This window comes from Pseudoxanthomonas sp. J31, from assembly GCF_000510725.1.
Lineage (GTDB): Bacteria > Pseudomonadota > Gammaproteobacteria > Xanthomonadales > Xanthomonadaceae > Pseudoxanthomonas.
Genome location: NZ_AZNZ01000002.1, coordinates 21,666 through 39,295, shown reverse-complemented (window position 1 = coordinate 39,295; position 17,630 = coordinate 21,666). Strand labels below are relative to the sequence as shown.

The 17,630-nt window shown below is 72.5% G+C and carries 14 protein-coding genes; 10 read left to right on the top strand and 4 right to left on the bottom strand.

What is annotated here, in order from left to right:
- Positions 1–59 precede the first annotated feature (59 nt).
- Entirely contained in the window at positions 60–896 is an 837-nt protein-coding gene (locus PSEJ31_RS0103450; protein ID WP_028914660.1) for a tRNA threonylcarbamoyladenosine dehydratase, read from the top strand.
- Here PSEJ31_RS0103450 and PSEJ31_RS0103445 read toward each other — a convergent pair.
- Entirely contained in the window at positions 893–1,687 is a 795-nt protein-coding gene (locus PSEJ31_RS0103445; RefSeq protein WP_028914659.1) for a TatD family hydrolase, read from the bottom strand. The genes PSEJ31_RS0103450 and PSEJ31_RS0103445 overlap by 4 nt on opposite strands.
- Positions 1,687–1,914, bottom strand: a complete 228-nt coding sequence (locus PSEJ31_RS0103440; protein WP_019397091.1) for a DUF6116 family protein — start codon at positions 1,912–1,914, stop codon at positions 1,687–1,689. Before PSEJ31_RS0103440 ends, PSEJ31_RS0103445 begins: the two co-directional genes overlap by 1 nt.
- Before the next feature lie 154 nt (positions 1,915–2,068).
- Between PSEJ31_RS0103440 and PSEJ31_RS0103435 the strand changes: the two genes are divergently transcribed.
- The 7 genes from PSEJ31_RS0103435 to PSEJ31_RS0103405 all read left to right on the top strand — a co-directional run bounded on the left by PSEJ31_RS0103435 (position 2,069) and on the right by PSEJ31_RS0103405 (position 10,360).
- Positions 2,069–2,875: a glycine zipper 2TM domain-containing protein gene (locus PSEJ31_RS0103435; RefSeq protein ID WP_028914658.1), complete on the top strand. Its 807-nt coding sequence runs from the start codon at positions 2,069–2,071 to the stop codon at positions 2,873–2,875.
- 129 nt (positions 2,876–3,004) lie between these two features.
- Positions 3,005–4,168, top strand: a complete 1,164-nt coding sequence (locus PSEJ31_RS0103430) for an acyl-CoA dehydrogenase family protein (protein WP_019397093.1) — start codon at positions 3,005–3,007, stop codon at positions 4,166–4,168.
- Positions 4,169–4,173: 5 nt separating this feature from the next.
- On the top strand, positions 4,174–4,722 hold the full coding sequence (locus tag PSEJ31_RS0103425; protein ID WP_019397094.1) for a GNAT family N-acetyltransferase: 549 nt from the start codon (positions 4,174–4,176) through the stop codon (positions 4,720–4,722).
- Between the two features lie 50 nt (positions 4,723–4,772).
- A complete protein-coding gene (locus PSEJ31_RS0103420) occupies positions 4,773–5,321 on the top strand; it encodes a GNAT family N-acetyltransferase (protein WP_026010185.1) in 549 nt (182 codons plus the stop codon).
- A gap of 178 nt (positions 5,322–5,499) precedes the next feature.
- Positions 5,500–7,764 (top strand): thiamine pyrophosphate-dependent enzyme, encoded by a 2,265-nt coding sequence (locus tag PSEJ31_RS0103415; protein WP_028914657.1) that lies wholly within the window; start codon positions 5,500–5,502, stop codon positions 7,762–7,764.
- Position 7,765: 1 nt separating this feature from the next.
- The gene (gene asnB / locus PSEJ31_RS0103410) at positions 7,766–9,697 is read left to right on the top strand and encodes an asparagine synthase (glutamine-hydrolyzing) (RefSeq protein WP_028914656.1); all 1,932 of its coding nucleotides are present in this window, start codon (positions 7,766–7,768) and stop codon (positions 9,695–9,697) included.
- 102 nt (positions 9,698–9,799) lie between these two features.
- Positions 9,800–10,360: an NADPH-dependent FMN reductase gene (locus PSEJ31_RS0103405; RefSeq protein WP_019397098.1), complete on the top strand. Its 561-nt coding sequence runs from the start codon at positions 9,800–9,802 to the stop codon at positions 10,358–10,360.
- A gap of 3 nt (positions 10,361–10,363) precedes the next feature.
- Here PSEJ31_RS0103405 and ubiM read toward each other — a convergent pair whose 3' ends face one another.
- Positions 10,364–11,593, bottom strand: coding sequence for a 5-demethoxyubiquinol-8 5-hydroxylase UbiM (ubiM, locus tag PSEJ31_RS0103400; RefSeq protein ID WP_028914655.1), 1,230 nt, complete (start codon positions 11,591–11,593; stop codon positions 10,364–10,366).
- Positions 11,594–11,839: 246 nt separating this feature from the next.
- Between ubiM and smc the strand changes: the two genes are divergently transcribed.
- Both smc and zipA read left to right on the top strand, forming a co-directional pair.
- Positions 11,840–15,343 (top strand): chromosome segregation protein SMC, encoded by a 3,504-nt coding sequence (gene smc / locus PSEJ31_RS0103395; RefSeq protein WP_028914654.1) that lies wholly within the window; start codon positions 11,840–11,842, stop codon positions 15,341–15,343.
- Between the two features lie 83 nt (positions 15,344–15,426).
- A complete protein-coding gene (zipA, locus tag PSEJ31_RS0103390) occupies positions 15,427–16,161 on the top strand; it encodes a cell division protein ZipA (protein ID WP_019397101.1) in 735 nt (244 codons plus the stop codon).
- Positions 16,162–16,475: 314 nt separating this feature from the next.
- Here the strand turns inward: zipA and PSEJ31_RS0103385 are convergent, their stop codons facing one another.
- The gene (locus PSEJ31_RS0103385) at positions 16,476–17,597 is read right to left on the bottom strand and encodes a pyridoxal phosphate-dependent aminotransferase (protein WP_028914653.1); all 1,122 of its coding nucleotides are present in this window, start codon (positions 17,595–17,597) and stop codon (positions 16,476–16,478) included.
- Positions 17,598–17,630 lie beyond the last annotated feature (33 nt).

Sequence of the window (17,630 nt, the reverse complement as noted above, 5' to 3'; positions counted from 1 at the left end):
GCGCACATCATAAGGCGCCGGCGGCGACGCTTGCAGCCGCACCGGTAGAATGCGCGCCCATGGACGCATTCCTGCAGGAACGGTTTGCCGGCATCGACCGGCTGTACGGCGTGGGCGCGGCGCAATGGCTGGCCGGGCGCCGGGTGGCGGTGGTCGGGCTCGGCGGGGTGGGCTCGTGGCTGGTCGAAGCGCTGGCGCGCTCGGCGGTGGGCACCCTGGTGCTGGTCGACGCCGACGACCTGTGCGTGTCCAACACCAACCGCCAGCTGCCGGCGCTGGAGGGCCAGTACGGCCGCGGCAAGGCCCAGGTCCTGGCCGAGCGCTGCCGCGCGATCAATCCGCGGGTGGAGGCGCGCCCGGTGGCGCAGTTCCTCACCGCAGGCAACCTGGAAAGCCTGTTGGGCGAGGGCTTCGACCTGGTGGTCGACGCCTGTGACAGCTTCCGCACCAAGGTCGAGGCGATCGCCTGGTGCCGGCGGCGCAAGCAGCCGGTGCTGACGGTCGGTTCGGCCGGCGGCCGAACCGACCCGACCCTGGTGCGGGTGCGCGACCTGTCGCGCACCGAGCACGACGCCATGCTTGCCCTGGTGCGCAAGAAGCTGCGCGCCGAGTTCGGTTTCCCGCGCAATCCGCAGCGCTTCTTCGGCGTGCCGGCGGTGTACTCGCTGGAGAACGTGAAGTACCCGCAGTTCGACGGCAGCGTCAGCGGCGTACGCCCGAAGCTGGGCGCCGACGCAGCGCTGAAGCTGGACTGCGGCACCGGCCTGGGCGCGGCCACCCATGTCACCGGCGCGTTCGCCTTCGCCGCCGCCGGCAAGGCGCTGGAGATGCTGCTCAAGGGACGGCCGGCGCCGTCGGCGGATGCGGCCGGCTTCGCCTGCGCCGTGGCCGGCTAGGCCGGCGGCAGGCCGAACAGGCGTTCGGCGTTGGCGGTGGTGGCCGCGGCGATCGCGGCCGGGTCCTCGTCGCGCAGCATGGCGATGGTGTCCAGCACCGTGCGCAGCCGCGCCGGTTCGTTGCGCTGGCCGCGGTGCGCGGCATCGGGCTGGTCCGGCGCATCGGTTTCCAGCAGCAGGAATTCCAGCGGCATCTCCGCCACCAGCCGGCGCAGGCGCTGCGCGCGCTCGTAGGTGACCGGGCCGCCGAGGCCGACCAGGAAGCCCAGGTCCCACAGCTGGCGCGCCTGCTCGGGGCTGCCGGCGAAGCTGTGCACCACGCCGCGCAGGCGCGAAGGCTGGCCCGACTTGGCGCCGCCGATGCGGCGGATCGCGGCGATCACCGCGTCCACCGCGCGCCGCGCGTGCACGATCACCGGCAGGCCGGCATCGCGCGCCAGGCGCAGCTGCGCCTCGAAGTAGCCGGCCTGGGCCTGGCGGTCCAGGTCCTCGACGAAGAAATCCAGCCCGCATTCGCCGACCGCCACCGGCTGCTCGCGCTCGACCCATTCGCGCAGGCGTTCCAGGTGCGCGGGCTGGTGTTCGGCCAGGAACAGCGGATGCAGGCCGTAGGCCGGGAACAGTCCCGGCGCGGCGCGGCAGGTGTCGCGCAGGCCGGGCCAGCCGGCGGCATGGATCGCAGGCACCACCTGGCGGCGCACGCCGGCATCGCGCGCGCGCGCGACCACCTGCGCGCGGTCGGGGGCGAACTCGGGTACGTCCAGGTGGCAGTGGCTGTCGACCAGGTCCATCAGCGTCCGGGTGGCAGCACCTGCGATCGCGCCGGCAGCGGATCCTTGCGGCGCTTCCAGTTGGCCAGCAGCAGGGTGCCCAGGCCCAGCGCGACCTCGTCGATGAACGGCACCGGATCGGGCAGCAGCACGCTGAGCACGAACACCGCGGCGGTCAGCTTGAACAGGGTCGGGAAGCGCAACCGGCGCGCCCATTCCAGCAGGGGCAGCAACAGGGGGTTGGCCATGGCGGCGGCTCCGTGGGGAAGATCCGGATACCAGCATGCCGCGTCCGCGCCGGCTCGTGGCGATGTTGGAAAATTGTTCGGGGTCCTGTTCAGCTTCGCCGTGATGGAATGCGCCCGTCAAACAGCGGGATGGGTCCCGCAGGAGCCAACGGCCATGAAACAAGCCACCACCGTTCTCATCGCAGCAGGTGCCCTGCTGGTCGGCGGCATCGCCACTGCCGCCTACATGAACAACCGTGACGGCGGCTCCGACGTCGCTGCCATCACCGCTCCGGCCCAGGACGGCGATGTCGCCGCCAGCGATGCGCTGCCGGAGACCCCGGCGCTGGGGTTTGCCGAGATCCTTTCCGTCACCCCGGTGACCGAGAAGGAACAGCGCTACGCCACCGTGATCGGCACCGAGCCGGTGCGCGAGTCCACCACCCAGTCGGTCCCGCATGAAGTGTGCGAGGACGTGGTGGTGCAGGAGCGCCTGCCCGAGCGCGACGGCAACGTCGGCGGCACCGTGGCCGGCGCGGTCATCGGTGGCCTGATCGGCAACCAGGTCGGCGGCGGCAAGGGCAAGAAGGTCGCCACCGCGGCCGGCGCCGTGGCCGGCGGCGTGATCGGCAACCAGGTCGACAAGCGCCACGTCGGCGGCAAGGTCGTCAGCCGCACCGAGCGCCAGTGCCGCACCGAGTACGCCACCTCCGAGTCCAGCCGGGTGATCGGCTACACCGTGACCTTCCGCAACCCGGACGGCACCACCGGCACCAAGCGCATGGACAAGAAGCCCGGCGAGCGCATCGCCCTGGGCACCGAGGACAAGGTGGTCGGCTACGACGTGACCTACCGCTACCAGGGCCAGGAAGGCACCCTGCGCCTGGACCAGGAGCCGCAGTCCGACCGCCTGCCGGTGGTCGACGGCAAGATCGTCACCGCCGGCGTGGACGTCGGCGCGCAGGGCGCCAACCGCCAGTAAGCGCGGGCCCGTTGCCAGCACCGAAGGCCGCTCCCCCGGGGGCGGCCTTCTTTTTTGCCGCGCTGCGCATTGCCCGCGCACCGGGGGCGGTGGATACAATCGCAACCATTTCCCCAACCGGTATCCGCCATGGCCCTTTCCGCCTACGACCTGTACGACGTGCGTTCCATGCTCAGCGAAGAGGAGCGTGCCGTGCAGGAGGCGGTAGCCCGGTTCACCGACGAGCGGGTGCTGCCGATCATCGGCGAGTGCTTCGACCAGGGCCGCTTCCCGAAGGAGCTGGTCCCGGAGATCGCGTCGCTGGGCCTGCTCGGTTCCTCGCTGCCGGAGGAATACGGCTGCGCCGGCCTCAACGCGGTCAGCTACGGCCTGATCTGCCAGGAGCTGGAGCGCGGCGACAGCGGCCTGCGCAGCTTCGTCAGCGTGCAGTCCTCGCTGTGCATGTACCCGATCTACGCCTACGGCTCGGAGGAGCAGCGGCGGCAGTGGCTGCCGCGCATGGCCGCCGGCGAGGTGATCGGCTGCTTCGGCCTGACCGAGCCGCACGGCGGCTCCGACCCGGCCAACATGAAGACCCACGCCCGCAAGGATGGCGGCGACTGGGTGCTCAACGGCTCGAAGATGTGGATCACCAACGGCAACCTGGCCGACATCGCCATCGTCTGGGCGCAGACCGAGGAGGGCATCCAGGGTTTCATCGTGGAGAAGGGCATGCCCGGCTTCACCGCCCAGGAGATCAAGCACAAGATGTCGCTGCGCGCCTCGGTGACCTCGTCGCTGTTCTTCGACAACGTGCGCGTGCCGGAGGCCAACCGCCTGCCCAACGTCAAGGGCCTCAAGGGCCCGCTGGGCTGCCTGACCCAGGCCCGCTACGGCATCACCTGGGGTCCGATCGGCGCCGCCATCGCCTGCCTGGACGAGGCGCTGAACTACAGCAAGGAACGCATCCTGTTCGGCCGCCCGGTCGCGGCGACCCAGAGCGCGCAGATCAAGCTGGCCGACATGGCCCGCCGCATCACCCTGGCGCAGCTGCTGGTGCTGCAGCTGGGGCGGCTGAAGGACGCCGGCCGGATGCAGCCGCAGCAGGTCTCGCTGGCCAAGTGGAACAACTGCCGCATGGCCATCGACATCGCCCGCGAGTGCCGCGACCTGCTGGGCGGCGCCGGCATCACCACCGAGCACGCCGCGATCCGCCACGCCCTGAACCTGGAATCGGTGATCACCTACGAGGGCACCGAGACCGTGCACCAGCTGGTGATCGGGCGCGAGCTGACCGGCATCAACGCGTTCTGACCGGCATGCCGCAGGGCCCCGTCATCGAGACCGAGCGGCTGGTCCTGCGTCCGCCGCAGGCGGCCGACTTCGAGCGCTACGCCGAGCTGCTGGCCGACGAACATGCCTGCCGCTTCATCGGCGGCAGCGCCAGCCGCGCCGCGGCCTGGCGCAAGTTCCTGCAGATGCCCGGCGCGTGGATGGTGCAGGGTTTCGCCATGTTCTCGGTGATCGACAGGGCCACCGGCCTGTGGCTGGGCCAGTCCGGCCCGTGGCGGCCGGAGGGCTGGCCGGGCAACGAGGTCGGCTGGAGCTTCCATCCCCAGGCCTGGGGCCGGGGCTACGCCACCGAGGCGGCCACCGCGGCGATCGACTGGGCGTTCGCGGAACTGGGCTGGGACCATGTCATCCATTGCATCGACCCGGAGAACCTCCCCTCGCAGCGGGTGGCCCAGCGCCTGGGTTCGCGCAACCAGGGACCCGGCCGGTTGCCCGAGCCCTTCGCCGGAGCGCGGATCGACATCTGGGGCCAGACCCGCGCGCAATGGCTGGCGCGGCGCGCAGCCGTCGCCTGAGCCCGGCCGCCGCGGACCGCCACCCGAACGATCGCACAGGAGCCTGGCTGATGGACCTGGAACGGCTGCAACTGGAAACCCCGCGCCTGCTGCTGCGGGTGCCGCGCAGGGAAGACTTCGAGGCCTGGGCGGCGTTCGTGGCCGACGAGGAAGCCACCCGCCATATCGGCGGCGTGCAGCCGCGCCCGGTGGCCTGGCGCGGGCTGGCGGCGATGCTCGGCTGCTGGCACCTGCAGGGCCATGCCATGTTCTCGGTGATCGAGAAGGCCAGCGGGCAGTGGATCGGCCGCGTCGGCCCGTGGCAGCCGGAGGGCTGGCCGGGCCCGGAGGTGGGCTGGAGCATCGTCCGCAGCCACTGGGGCCGTGGCTATGCGCCGGAAGCGGCGGCCGCGTGCATGGACTGGGTATTCGACGTGCTGGGCTGGGAGGAGGTGATCCACACCATCGAACCGGCCAACGAAAGGTCGAAGGTGGTGGCCACCAAGCTCGGCTCGCGCTACCTGCGCATGGGGCAGCTGCCGCCGCCGCTGGATGCCACCGCCGAGATCTGGGGCCAGACCCGCGACGAATGGCGCGCGTTCCGCGCCGCGCGGGGGTGAATCCCTTGCGCGCCTTGCCCGAACGCCGCCGCGATGCCGCCCCCGGCGCCCAGGCGGTCCACACTACCCAGGCCATCCGGCACCGGCGCGCGCATGCGCGGGCGCGGACTGGCCGCCGCTGGATCCCGACAACACCGGGGCGCACGCCGCCCCGCACAGGACACCGACCCGCCGACGCATGAACGCAGCCGCCATTCCCGCCTGGAAGAAGGGCATCAACCGCGCCGAGATCTGCGACCGCAACTTCACCGAGGCCGTGCGCGCCTGGGAGGGCAGCCCGCGGCCGCGCCCGCGCGACGACGAACCGGTGTTGCCGGGCAGCGCGCTGGACGCGCGCGGCTTCCGCGAACTGTTCGAGTCGCAGCTGGTCAGCCGCCACCTGGACCTGATGGCGCGCGTGCTGCGGGTGCAGAACAAGGTCTTCTACACCATCGGCTCCAGCGGCCACGAGGGCAACGCCATGGTCGCGCGGCTGGCCCGCCATACCGATCCGGCGTTCCTGCACTACCGCAGCGGCGGCTTCATGGCCGAGCGCTTCCGCAAGCTGCCGGGCATGGACCCGGTGATGGATTCGGCGCTGAGCTTCGCCGCCAGCGCCGAGGACCCGGCCTCCGGCGGCCGCCACAAGGTCTGGGGCAGCAAGCCACTGTGGGTGCTGCCGCAGACCTCGACCATCGCCTCGCACCTGCCCAAGGCGCTGGGCACGGCCATCGCCATCGAGCAGGCGCGGCGCATCGGCCACGCCCTGCCGGTGCCGGCCGACAGCATCGCCATCTGTTCCTTCGGCGACGCATCGGCCAACCACGCCACCGCGCAGACCGCATTCAACGCCGCGGCCTGGACCGCCTACCAGAAGCTGCCGGCGCCGGTGCTGTTCGTGTGCGAGGACAACGGCATCGGCATCTCGGTGAAGACCCCTGACGGCTGGATCGGCAACCGCTTCCGCAACATGCCGGGCCTGGACTACTTCCACGCCGACGGCCTCGACCTGGCCGCAGGCTACGCCCAGGTGCAGGCGGCGGTGGAGCACTGCCGCAGCACCCGCCGGCCGACCTTCCTGCACCTGCGCACCACCCGGATCATGGGCCACGCCGGCACCGACTTCGAGATCGAGTGGCGCAGCATCGAAGAGCTTTGCGCGGTGGAGGCCAGCGATCCGCTGCTGCGCAGCGCGGCCATCGCCCTGGAGTCGGGGCTTTACTCGAAGGACGAACTGCTGGAGCTGTACGAGTCCATCCGCCGCCGCTGCTTCGCCGCCGCGGAGGAAGCCGACCGCCGGCCCAAGCTCGCCAGCCTGGAGCAGGTGATGGCGCCGCTGGCGCCATACTCGCCCGACGCGGTGGCGGCCGAGGCCACGCGCCCGGCGCCGGAAGATGCGCGCATCGCCGCCTACGGCGGCGCCGACAGGCTGCCGGAGAAGCAGGCGCCGCGCCACCTGGCGGTCCAGATCAACCAGGCCCTGCACGAGCTGCTGGCCAAGTACCCGGAAAGCCTGCTGTTCGGCGAGGACGTGGCGCAGAAGGGCGGCGTGTACACGGTGACCAAGGGCCTGTACAAGGCCTTCCGCGGCAACCGCGTGTTCAACACCCTGCTGGACGAGACCATGATCCTCGGCCTGGCCCAGGGCTACGCCAACATGGGCATGCTGCCGATCCCGGAGATCCAGTACCTGGCGTATTTCCACAACGCCTGCGACCAGGTCCGCGGCGAGGCCTGCTCGCTGCAGTTCTTCAGCAACGGCCAGTACGCCAACCCGATGCTGGTGCGCATCGCCGGCCTAGGCTACCAGCGCGGCTTCGGCGGCCACTTCCACAACGACAACTCGATCACCGCCCTGCGCGACATCCCCGGCCTGGTGGTCGGCTGCCCCAGCCGCGGCGACGACGCGGTGGAGATGCTGCGCACCCTGGCCGCGCTGGCGAAGGTCGACGGCCGCGTGGCCGTGTTCCTGGAGCCGATCGCGCTGTACATGGCCAAGGACCTGCACGAGGCCGGCGACGGCCAGTGGCTGTTCCCGTACCCGGAGCAGGGCCGGGCCATGCCGCTGGGCGAGGGCAGGGTCTACGGCGAGGGCAACGACGACCTGGTGATCATCACCTACGGCAACGGCGTGCCCATGAGCCTGCGCGCCGCGCGCCGGATCGAGGAACGCCAGGGCTGGAAGGTGCGGGTGGTCGACCTGCGCTGGCTGGTGCCGCTGAACGAGGAGTTCATCCGCGAGCAGGCGGCCAGCGCCAGGCGCCTGCTGGTCGTGGACGAGGGCCGGCGCAGCGCCGGCGTGGGCGAAGGCGTGGTCACCGCGATCATCGAGGGCGGCTTCGGCGCGCGCCCGTTCCGCCGCGTGGTGGGCGCGGACACGTACACTCCGCTGGCAGGCGCCGCGTTCCTGGTCATCCCGGGCGAGGACGACATCGTCGCCGCGGCCGCGGAGCTGGACAGCTGAGATGTGTGGACTTGCAGGATTCCTGATGGCGCAGCCGCGGCTGCACGGCGACGTGCTGGCCGCGCGCGCCCGGGAGATGGGCGGCGCGCTGGTGCACCGCGGACCGGACGACGCCGGTACCTGGGTCGATGCCCAGGCCGGCATCGCCCTGGCGCACCAGCGCCTGAGCATCCTCGACCTGTCGCCGCTGGGCCACCAGCCGATGGAATCGGCCGACGGCCGCTACGTGCTGGCCTACAACGGCGAGGTCTACAACTTCGCCCCGCTGCGCGCCGCGCTGGCGGCGGTGGGGCACCGCTTCCGCGGTCACTCGGACACCGAGGTGCTGCTGGCGGCGGTGGCCGAGTGGGGCATCGAGGACGCCCTGCAGCGCTGCAACGGCATGTTCGCCATCGCCCTGTGGGACCGCCGCGAACGCTGCCTGTGGCTGGCCCGCGACCGGGTCGGCAAGAAGCCGCTGTACTACGGCTGGGCCGGCGACGCCCTGGTGTTCGGCTCCGAGCTGAAGGCGTTGTGGCGGCACCCGGATTTCGACAACGGCGTGGACCGCGACGCGCTGGCCCTGCTGCTGCGCTTCAACTACATCCCGGCGCCGTACTGCATCCACGAGCGCGCGTTCAAGCTGATGCCCGGCAGCCTGCTGCGGCTGGACGCGGCGGCGGCGGCCGCCGGCGCCGCCGCGCACGACCCGCAGCGCGCGCAGCAGCGCTGGTGGGACCCGCGCGAACGCATGCGCAAGGCCATCGCCACCCCGTTCGTCGGCGGCGACGGCGAAGCCGCCGCGGCGCTGGATGCGGTGCTGCGCGACGCGGTGGGCCTGCGCATGGTCGCCGACGTGCCGGTGGGCGTGTTCCTGTCCGGCGGCACCGATTCGTCCACCGTGGCCGCGCTGATGCAGGCGCAGAGCGCGGAGCCGGTGCGCAGCTTCACCATCGGCTTCCGCGGCTCGGACCACGACGAGGCGCCGCTGGCGCGCGAGGTGGCCGACTACCTGGGCACGGCGCACACCGAGTTCGAGGTCGACGGCGCCGACGCGCTGGCGGTGGTGCCGCAGCTGCCGGCGATGTTCGACGAGCCGTTCGCCGATGCCTCGCAGATCCCCACCGCGATGGTCAGCCGCCTGGCGCGCCAGGAGGTGACGGTGGTGCTTTCCGGCGACGGCGGCGACGAGCTGTTCTTCGGCTATGGCCGCTACCAGCGCGCGCTGCGCAACTGGCGCATGGCGCGGACCCTGCCACGCCTGCTGCGCCACGGCCTGGCCCGCCTCCCCGGGGCGCGCGGCGAATCGGCGCGCACCGGCGGCGTGGCGACCCTGCTGGCCGAGTCCGGCGTGCAGGGCATCGGCGACGTCTACCGCAACCGCGTCTCGCGCTGGCGCAACCCGGCCGCGGTGGTGACCGGCGCGCGCGAGCCGCAGACCATCTACCACGAGGCCGATCCGCTGGGCCTGCCCGGGCGCGAGGCCGAGGCGATGATGCTGGCCGACTTCATGGCCTACCTGCCTGACGACCTGCTGTGCAAGGTCGACCGCACGAGCATGGCGGTGGGCCTGGAGGCGCGCGCGCCGCTGCTGGACTGGCGGGTGGTGGAGCTGGCCTGGTCGCTGCCGCAGCACATGAAGCTGCGCGGGGACACCAGCAAGTACCTGCTCAAGCGGGTGCTGCGCGGCTACCTGCCGGATGCCATGGTCGACCGCCCCAAGCGCGGTTTCGGCGCCCCGGTCGGACAGTGGCTGCGCGGCGACCTGGAGCAGTGGGCCGGGGACCTGCTGCATCCGGCGGACATGCGCCGCGAGGGCCTGTTCGATGCCGACCGGATGAGCGCGATCTGGCGGGATTTCCGTGGCGGCCAGCGCAAGTGGCATACCCACCTGTGGAACGTGCTGATGTTCCAGGCCTGGCACCGCCACTGGCGGGACTGCCGCGGCCTCTGAGTCCCGGCCGCGGCGCCGTACCGATACGCCGCCACGCCGCCTTCACCCAGACCACGCGCGCCGGCTCCTAGCATCGGGCCACCCCATGCAGGAGCAGGACCCATGAACAGGCGCAAGGTGGCGGTCATCGTCGGCAGCCTTCGCAAGGACTCGATCAACCGCCAGCTGGCGCGCGCGCTGGAGCGGCTGGGCGAGGACCGGCTGGAGTTCGACTATCTCCAGATCGGCAACCTGCCGCTCTACAACCAGGACTTCGACGGCGACTACCCGCCCGAGTGCACGGCGTTCAAGCAGCAGGTCCGTGGCGCCGACGCGGTGCTGTTCGTGACCCCGGAATACAACCGCTCGGTCCCGGGCGTGCTCAAGAACGCGATCGACATCGGCTCGCGCCCCTACGGCGACAGTGCCTTCGCCGGCCTGCCGGCGGCGGTGACCGGGGCCTCGCCAGGCGCGATCGGCACCGCCCTGGCCCAGCAGCACCTGCGCAACGTGTTGTCCTACCTGGACATGGCGGTGCTGCCGCAGCCGGAGGCCTTCATCCAGTTCAAGGAAGGCCTGGTCGCGGACGATGGCCGGATCACCAGCCCGGATACGCGCGAGTTCCTCGAGGATTTCGTCGACCGCTTCGTGGCCTGGATCGACCGCCAGCGCGGCGAGGCCTGAGCCTCACGACGGCCGCAACTGGCTCAGGCCCGCGCGCAGGCGCTGCAGCGGGCTGGCGTCCACCGGCCCGGCATCGGTGAGCGAGGCCGCGACCAGCCGCCGGAAGGGTGCCAGTGCCGCACCTACGCGCAGGGTCGCGGCACGCAGCACGCGCGCGGCCGGGCGGTCGTTGGTGTACAGCCCGACTACCGCACGCGTGGCCTGGAACAGCGGCCAGCAGCCCTGGCGGTGGCGGCGCTGGTACATGGCCAGCAGCGCCGGGTCGCCCGGGTCGCGGCCCTGCCGTACGGCGATGCGCAGCACGGCGGCCAGGCGCTCAACGCCGGCCAGGCCAAGGTTGAAGCCGTGCGCGGTGACCGGGTGCATGCCCACAGCGGCGTCGCCGGCCAGGGCCAGGCGCGGGCCCACGAAGCGCCGTGCCCAGGTCGCCACCAGAGGATAGACGTGGCGGCTGCCGGCCAGTTCCATCCTGCCCAGGCGGCCGTCGTAAAGCCGCTCCACCGCAGCGTTGAAGCCGGCCTCGTCCATCGCCGCCAGGGCCCGGGCCTGCTCGCCGGGCAGAGTCAGCACGGCAGAGGCCAGGTGCTCGTCCAGCGGCAGCAGGGCGCGGGTGGCGCCGGTGCCGAACCATTCCCAGGCAGCGTGGTGGTGCGGGTGCTCGTGCCGCATCCGGCACACCAGCATGCTCTTGCCGAAGTCGTGCAGGTCGGCGTCGATGCCCAGCGCGCGACGGGTCTCGGAGAAGCGGCTGTCGGCCGCCACCAGCAGGCGTGCATGCAGGCGCGGGCCGTCCTGCAGCTGCACCCAGGCCGCGTCGGGGCCGGCGTGCAGGGCGGCGATCCGGGCCTGGTCGTGCAGCTCGATGCCCGGCGTGGCCTGGACCGCGTCCCAGGCCGCGCGCCGGATCAGGTGGTTGGCCACCAGGTTGCCGAGGCGGTCGTGGCCGGGATCGGGGTCGACCACCATGGCTTCGGCCAGGTCGCGGTCCATGATCCGGGCCTGGCGCAGCGGGTGGACGTGCCCGGCCGGGATCCGCTCCCAGATGCCGAGCTCGCCCAGCAGGCGCATGGAGGCGTGGGTCAGGGCGATCTCGCGGCCGTCGAAGGCCGGCTCGGCCAGCGCCGCCCGCGGCTGGCGCTCGACCAGGGCCACGCCCAGGCCCAGCGGTGCCAACGCCCGCGCCAGGCTCAGCCCGACCGGGCCGGCACCCACGATCACCACGTCGTACTGCATGCGCTTCTCCTGCCAGGGACCGTGCGCGAGTCTAGGTGGGCCCGGCGGCCCCGGCCCTGATCCTGGTCAAACCGGGCGCAGGGCCTGCAGGGATCCCGGCCGCGGCGGCTATACTGCCCCGTCCGGCGCCGGTTTCCCGGCGTTTCCGCCATTGTGGATCAGCCATTTGGGGGAAGTTCCGGATAAACCACATCAATCGGTGGGGCCAGGGCGGCGCCCGGTTCCACCACGGGAAGCGACTGCCGCATGCGCCTGTCCACCATCAAGCTGTCCGGATTCAAGTCGTTCGTCGATCCGACCACGCTGCACCTGCCCACCAACATGACCGGCATCGTCGGTCCCAACGGGTGCGGCAAGTCCAACATCATCGACGCGGTGCGCTGGGTGATGGGCGAGAGCTCGGCCAGCCGCCTGCGCGGCGACTCGCTGACCGACGTGATCTTCTCCGGCTCGGCCGCGCGCAAGCCGGTGTCGCAGGCCACGGTCGAGCTGATCTTCGACAACTCCGACCACACCATCTCCGGCGAGTACGCCGCCTACAACGAGATCTCGGTCAAGCGCACGGTCAGCCGCGACGGCCAGAGCAGCTACTACCTCAACGGCACCAAGTGCCGCCGCCGCGACATCACCGACCTGTTCCTCGGCACCGGCCTGGGCCCGCGCAGCTATTCGATCATCGAGCAGGGCATGATCAGCCAGATCATCGAGGCCCGGCCCGAGGACCTGCGCGTCTACCTGGAGGAGGCCGCCGGCATCTCCAAGTACAAGGAACGGCGCAAGGAGACCGAGACCCGCATCCGCCACACCCGCGAGAACCTGGACCGCCTCAACGACCTGCGCGAGGAGGTCGACAAGCAGCTCGAACACCTGCGCCGCCAGGCGCGCCAGGCCGAGCAGTACCAGGCCCTGGCCGCGGAGCGGAAGGTCAAGGACGCGCAGTGGAAGGCGCTGCAGTACCGGCTGCTGGACCAGCAGCTGCAGGCCCTGCGCGAGAAGCTGGCGCAGGAAGAGACCAGGCTGGAGCGGATCATCGCCGGCCAGCGCGAGGCCGAGCGCGAGATCGAGACCGGCCGCGTGCGTCGCGAGGAGGCTGCCGAGGCGCTCAACGCCGCTCAGGCCGAGGTCTACAAGGTCGGCGGCGTGCTGGCCCGGATCGAGCAGCAGATCCAGCACCAGCGCGAGCTGGCCAACCGCCTGAACCAGGCCCGCGACGAGACCGCCACCGCGCTGGAGGAGCTGGACCGCCACATCGGCGGCGACCGCGAGAAGCTGGAGGCGCTGCAGGCCTCGGTCGAGGAGGCCGAGCCGCGCCTGGAGCAGCTGCGCGAGGACGACGTGTTCCGCCAGGAGGCCCTGCGCGAGGCCGAGGCGGCGCTGGCCGACTGGCAGCAGCGCTGGGAAGTGCATGGCCGCCAGGCCGCCGAGGCGTCGCGCGCAGGCGAGGTCGAGCGCACCCGCGTCGACTACCTGGACCGCCAGGCACTGGAAGCCGAGCGCCGCCGCGAGGCCCTGCAGGCCGAACGCGCCGGGCTGGACGTCGAATCGCTGGCCGAAGCCTTCGAGCAGGCGCAGATCGAGCACGAGACCCGCAAGACCGAGCTGGACGGGCTCAACGAGCTGCTGGAGGCGCGCAAGCAGGACGTGGCGACGGTGCAGGACCAGCAGCGCGCCGCCCAGGCCGAGCTGGCCGAGGTGCGCAAGCAGGCCCAGGCCGCGCGCGGCCGCCTGTCCTCGCTGGAGACCCTGCAGCAGGCCGCGCTGGGCCAGGAGCAGGGCGCCGCGGTGGCCTGGCTCAAGGCCCGCGGCCTGGATTCGGCGGCCCGCGTCGGCGAGCGCCTGGTGGTGGAGGACGGCTGGGAGAACGCGGTCGAGAGCGCCCTGGGCCAGCTGATCGAAGGCGTGCTGGTCGACGCCCCGGAGCAGCTGGTCGAGGCCCTGGCCGATCTCGGCGAGGGCCGCATCGCCCTGGTCGCCGACGGCGAGGGCGAGGCCGGCTTCGCGCCGACCTCGCTGGCGGCGAAGGTACGCGGCCCGCTGGCGATCCGGCGCCTGCTGGCGCGCCTGCACGCAGCCGAGGACCTGGCCGCCGCGCGCGCCCTGCTGCCGCAGCTGGCGGAAGGCGACTCGGTCATCACCCGCGCCGGCGAGCGCCTGGGCGAGGGCTGGGTGCGGGTCTCGCGCCAGGGCGCCGCCCGGCAGGGTGCGCTGCTGCGCGAGCGCGAGATCCAGGCCCTGCGCGCCACCATCGAGGAACTGCAGGCGCGCGAGGCCGACCTGGAGGCCCACCTGGCCGACCTGCGCGGGCGCCTGCTGGCCGCCGAGCAGGCGCGCGAGGACGCCCAGCGCCAGCTGTACCTGGCGCACCGCGCCGTGTCCGAGCTGGCCGGCCAGCTGCAGAGCCAGCAGGGCCGGATGGACAGCGCGCGCCAGCGCATCGAACGCATCGAGGCCGAGCTGGCGCAGCTGGCCCAGACCCTGGAGGCCAGCCGCGAGCAGGCGCGCGAGGCGCGCGCGCGGCTGGAGGAAGCGGTGGTGGCCATGGGCGACCTCGAAGCCGAGCGCCAGGCCCTGGAAGCCGAGCGCCGCCAGCGCACCGAGGCCCGCGACCTGGCGCGCGAGGCCGCGCGCGCCAGCCGCGACGCCACCCACGCCCTGGCCCTGGGCCTGGAGTCGCAGCGCACCCAGATCGCCTCGCTGACCCAGTCGCTGCAGCGCATGTCGGCGCAGCGCGCGCAGCTGGAGTCGCGCCTGGGCGAGATCAGCTCCCAGCTGGAGACCGGCGATTCGCCGGTGCAGGCGCTGGAGGCCGAGCACCAGGCGGCGCTGGCTGAACGCGTGCGGGTCGAGCGCGCGCTGGGCGAGGCCCGCGCCGTGCTGGAGGCGATCGACCACGAGCTGCGCAGCCACGAGCAGTCGCGCCAGGAGCGCGACCAGCAGTCGCTGGCCCAGCGCGAGCGCATTTCCCAGCTGCGCCTGGAGCAGCAGGCGCTGCAGCTGAAGGCCGAGCAGCTGGTGCAGGCGATCGGCGAGGACGGCCAGGCCGTCGATGACGTGCTCAACACCCTGCCCGAGGTCGCCGACCCGCGCGAGTGGGAGCAGGCGGTGGTGCAGATCGACGCGCGCATGCGCCGCCTGGAGCCGGTCAACCTCGCCGCGATCCAGGAATGCGGCGAGGCCGAGCAGCGCAAGCAGTACCTGGATTCGCAGAACGCCGACCTCACCGCGGCGCTGGAAACCCTGGAAGAGGCGATCCGCAAGATCGACCGCGAGACCCGCGGCCGCTTCAAGGACACCTTCGACCGGGTCAACGCCGGCGTGCAGGCGCTGTACCCGCGCCTGTTCGGCGGCGGCCACGCCTACCTGGAGCTGACCGGCGACGACCTGCTGGATACCGGCGTGGCGATCATGGCGCGCCCGCCGGGCAAGCGCGTGTCCAACATCTCGCTGCTGTCCGGCGGCGAGAAGGCGATGACCGCGGTGGCCCTGGTGTTCGCCATCTTCCAGCTCAATCCGGCGCCGTTCTGCCTGCTGGACGAGGTGGACGCGCCGCTGGACGAGGCCAACGTCGGCCGCCTGGCGGCGATGGTCAAGGAAATGAGCGAGAAGGTGCAGTTCCTGTTCGTCACCCACAACAAGGCGACGATGGAGGCCGCGCACCAGCTGTCCGGCGTGACCATGCGCGAGCCGGGCGTGTCGCGCCTGGTGAGCGTGGACCTGGAGGAGGCCGCGCGCCTGGCCGGCGCCGCCTGAGCAGGCCTGGCGCCGGGGTTTTTCCGGCGCTGGCGGCATGACATGCTTGCCCCCTGACTGGCATACGGCGGAGAACTGAATCCATGGACGACAGAGACCTGCTGCGCATCGGCATCCTCGTTGCCGGCGCGTTGCTGATGCTGGCGATCTGGTACTTCGGCTCCCGCCCGCGCAAGGAGCAGCAGGGCCGGCGCCGCGAATCGCCCGCGCCGGCCGCCGCCGCGCGCCGCGAGCCGCAGCTGGACGACGATGGGGAAGGCGAGGGCGCCGAAGCCGCGGGTGGCGAGGTCAGCCAGCCCGAGCTGGGCCTGGAGGAGCCGGCGGCGGCGGCGTCGACCAGCACCCTGGGCAAGCGCGAGATCCAGGACTTCGACAAGATCGTGTCGCTGTACGTGGCCGCCCGTGCCGGCAGCGTGCTGCGTGGCGAGGACATCGTGGTGGCCGCGGAGAAGACCGGCATGGTCTTCGGCCACATGAACGTGTTCCACCGCCTGCTGGAGGGCCATCCGGACCGCGGTCCGGTGTTCAGCATGGCCAGCATCATCAAGCCCGGCAGCTTCGACATGGCCAACATCCGCGAGCTGGAGACCCCGGCGATCGCGTTCTTCCTGACCCTGCCCGCGCCGGTCCCGGCGCTGGACGCCTGGGAGAAGATGCTGCCGACCGTGCAGCGCATGGCCGAACTGCTGGACGGCGTGGTCCTGGACGAGAACCGCAACGCCCTGGGCCGCCAGCGCATCGCCCATATCCGCGACGAGCTGCGCGCCTACGACCGCCAGCACGAAGCGCCGCCGCTGACCAAGGCGCCGCGCTGGTAGGCGGCGCCGGCGTGCCGCCATGGCCATCCCGGCCCGGGCCACGCCACCCTTCGTCGTCCCCTGCCTGGAGCACACCTGGCGCCTGTCCCGCGAGGGCGTGGGCGGTTTGTGGACCGGGTCGTTGCGCCTGGGCCCCGTCCGGAGCCCGCGCACCCGATGCTTTTGCCCCGGAACGCTGGCCGTCGCGTGGCCGTGACTGGTGAAGCGGACCCGCGCATGCCCGCACCGCGTCCGCAGCCGTGCATGCGCATGGATTCCGACGCCTGCCGGAACGACGGGCCTCGCGCCCCGGCAGCCTGCAGCCTGCCCGGCGCCTACGCCGCCGCCGCCCGCGCCGGCGCGAGCAGGGCGAACACCTCGCGGAAGCGCGCCATCTCCTCCCCGGTACCCACCGTGACCCGGACCCGGCTGGGCCACACCGGCCAGCTGCGGCCGATCAGCACCCCGTGTCCGGCCATCGCCGCGGCGAACTCCCTGCCGTCGGTGCCGACATCGACCATGAAGCAGTTGGCCTGCGAGGGCAGGCAGGGATAGCCGCGCGCCTGCAGCCAGGCGATGGTCTGGTCGCGCACCAGTGCATTGGCCCGGCGCCGTTCCGGCACCAGGCCCGGATCGCGCAGGCTGGCCAGGCCGGCGGCCAGGGCGGTGGCCGGCAGCGGATTGCTGCCGAACGCCGCCAGCTTCGCCAGCAGGTCGGGGCGGCCCAGGGCCAGGCCCAGGCGCAGGCCAGCCATGCCGTAGATCTTGGAGAAGGTACGCAGCACGACCACGTCGGCGCCGGCGCGCACGTGGTCCAGCATCGAGCGCTCCTGGCTGTACTCGATGTAGGCCTCGTCCACCAGCAGCACGCTGCCGGCGGGCTTGTTCGCCAGCAGCCAGTCCAGCTCGGCACGCGCGGTCACCGAGCCGGTCGGGTTGTTCGGGTTGCACACGTAGACCAGGCCCGCCTGCGGCGCGGCCGCGGCCATGGCGCGCACGTCGTGGCTGCCGTCGGCGCGCAGCCGCACCCGGTGCACGGCCGCGCCCTGCGCGGCGGCGGTGTCGGCCACTGCCTCGAAGGTCGGGTCGGCCAGCACCAGCGGCCGCTGCGGGCCGGTGAAGGCCAGCGCGGCGCGGTCCAGCGGGTCGCTGGAGCCGGCGTAGACGGCCACGTGGTCGACCGGCAACCCGTGCTGGTGCGCGAACTCGGCGGCCAGCTCCCCGCGCAGGCCGAACAGGTAGCGGCCGCTGGCGGGCAGGATCGCGCGCACCGCCTCCTGCGCGGCGGGCGAGGGACCCAACGGGCATTCGTTGAAGTTGAGCAGCACCGGCCCGGCACCGGCGGTGGCCGCCGCCGGCGCGGCCGCCTGCAGCGCGGCCGGGAGCGCCCCGGCGGCCAGGCCCGCGGCGGCCAGGCTGCTGCCGCGGAGGAAGGATCGACGGGACAGTGGGCTCATCGACGGAAGATGCAGTGGCGGTCCCCGCACGCT

What these genes read in the sequence shown, in the direction of transcription:
- PSEJ31_RS0103450 (WP_028914660.1), top strand. Translation starts at nt 60, where the DNA reads ATGGACGCATTCCTGCAGGAACGGTTTGCCGGCATCGACCGGCTGTAC.
- PSEJ31_RS0103445 (WP_028914659.1), bottom strand. Translation starts at nt 1,687, where the DNA reads ATGGACCTGGTCGACAGCCACTGCCACCTGGACGTACCCGAGTTCGCC.
- PSEJ31_RS0103440 (WP_019397091.1), bottom strand. Translation starts at nt 1,914, where the DNA reads ATGGCCAACCCCCTGTTGCTGCCCCTGCTGGAATGGGCGCGCCGGTTG.
- PSEJ31_RS0103435 (WP_028914658.1), top strand. Translation starts at nt 2,069, where the DNA reads ATGAAACAAGCCACCACCGTTCTCATCGCAGCAGGTGCCCTGCTGGTC.
- PSEJ31_RS0103430 (WP_019397093.1), top strand. Translation starts at nt 3,005, where the DNA reads ATGGCCCTTTCCGCCTACGACCTGTACGACGTGCGTTCCATGCTCAGC.
- PSEJ31_RS0103425 (WP_019397094.1), top strand. Translation starts at nt 4,174, where the DNA reads ATGCCGCAGGGCCCCGTCATCGAGACCGAGCGGCTGGTCCTGCGTCCG.
- PSEJ31_RS0103420 (WP_026010185.1), top strand. Translation starts at nt 4,773, where the DNA reads ATGGACCTGGAACGGCTGCAACTGGAAACCCCGCGCCTGCTGCTGCGG.
- PSEJ31_RS0103415 (WP_028914657.1), top strand. Translation starts at nt 5,500, where the DNA reads ATGAACGCAGCCGCCATTCCCGCCTGGAAGAAGGGCATCAACCGCGCC.
- asnB (WP_028914656.1), top strand. Translation starts at nt 7,766, where the DNA reads ATGTGTGGACTTGCAGGATTCCTGATGGCGCAGCCGCGGCTGCACGGC.
- PSEJ31_RS0103405 (WP_019397098.1), top strand. Translation starts at nt 9,800, where the DNA reads ATGAACAGGCGCAAGGTGGCGGTCATCGTCGGCAGCCTTCGCAAGGAC.
- ubiM (WP_028914655.1), bottom strand. Translation starts at nt 11,593, where the DNA reads ATGCAGTACGACGTGGTGATCGTGGGTGCCGGCCCGGTCGGGCTGAGC.
- smc (WP_028914654.1), top strand. Translation starts at nt 11,840, where the DNA reads ATGCGCCTGTCCACCATCAAGCTGTCCGGATTCAAGTCGTTCGTCGAT.
- zipA (WP_019397101.1), top strand. Translation starts at nt 15,427, where the DNA reads ATGGACGACAGAGACCTGCTGCGCATCGGCATCCTCGTTGCCGGCGCG.
- PSEJ31_RS0103385 (WP_028914653.1), bottom strand. Translation starts at nt 17,597, where the DNA reads ATGAGCCCACTGTCCCGTCGATCCTTCCTCCGCGGCAGCAGCCTGGCC.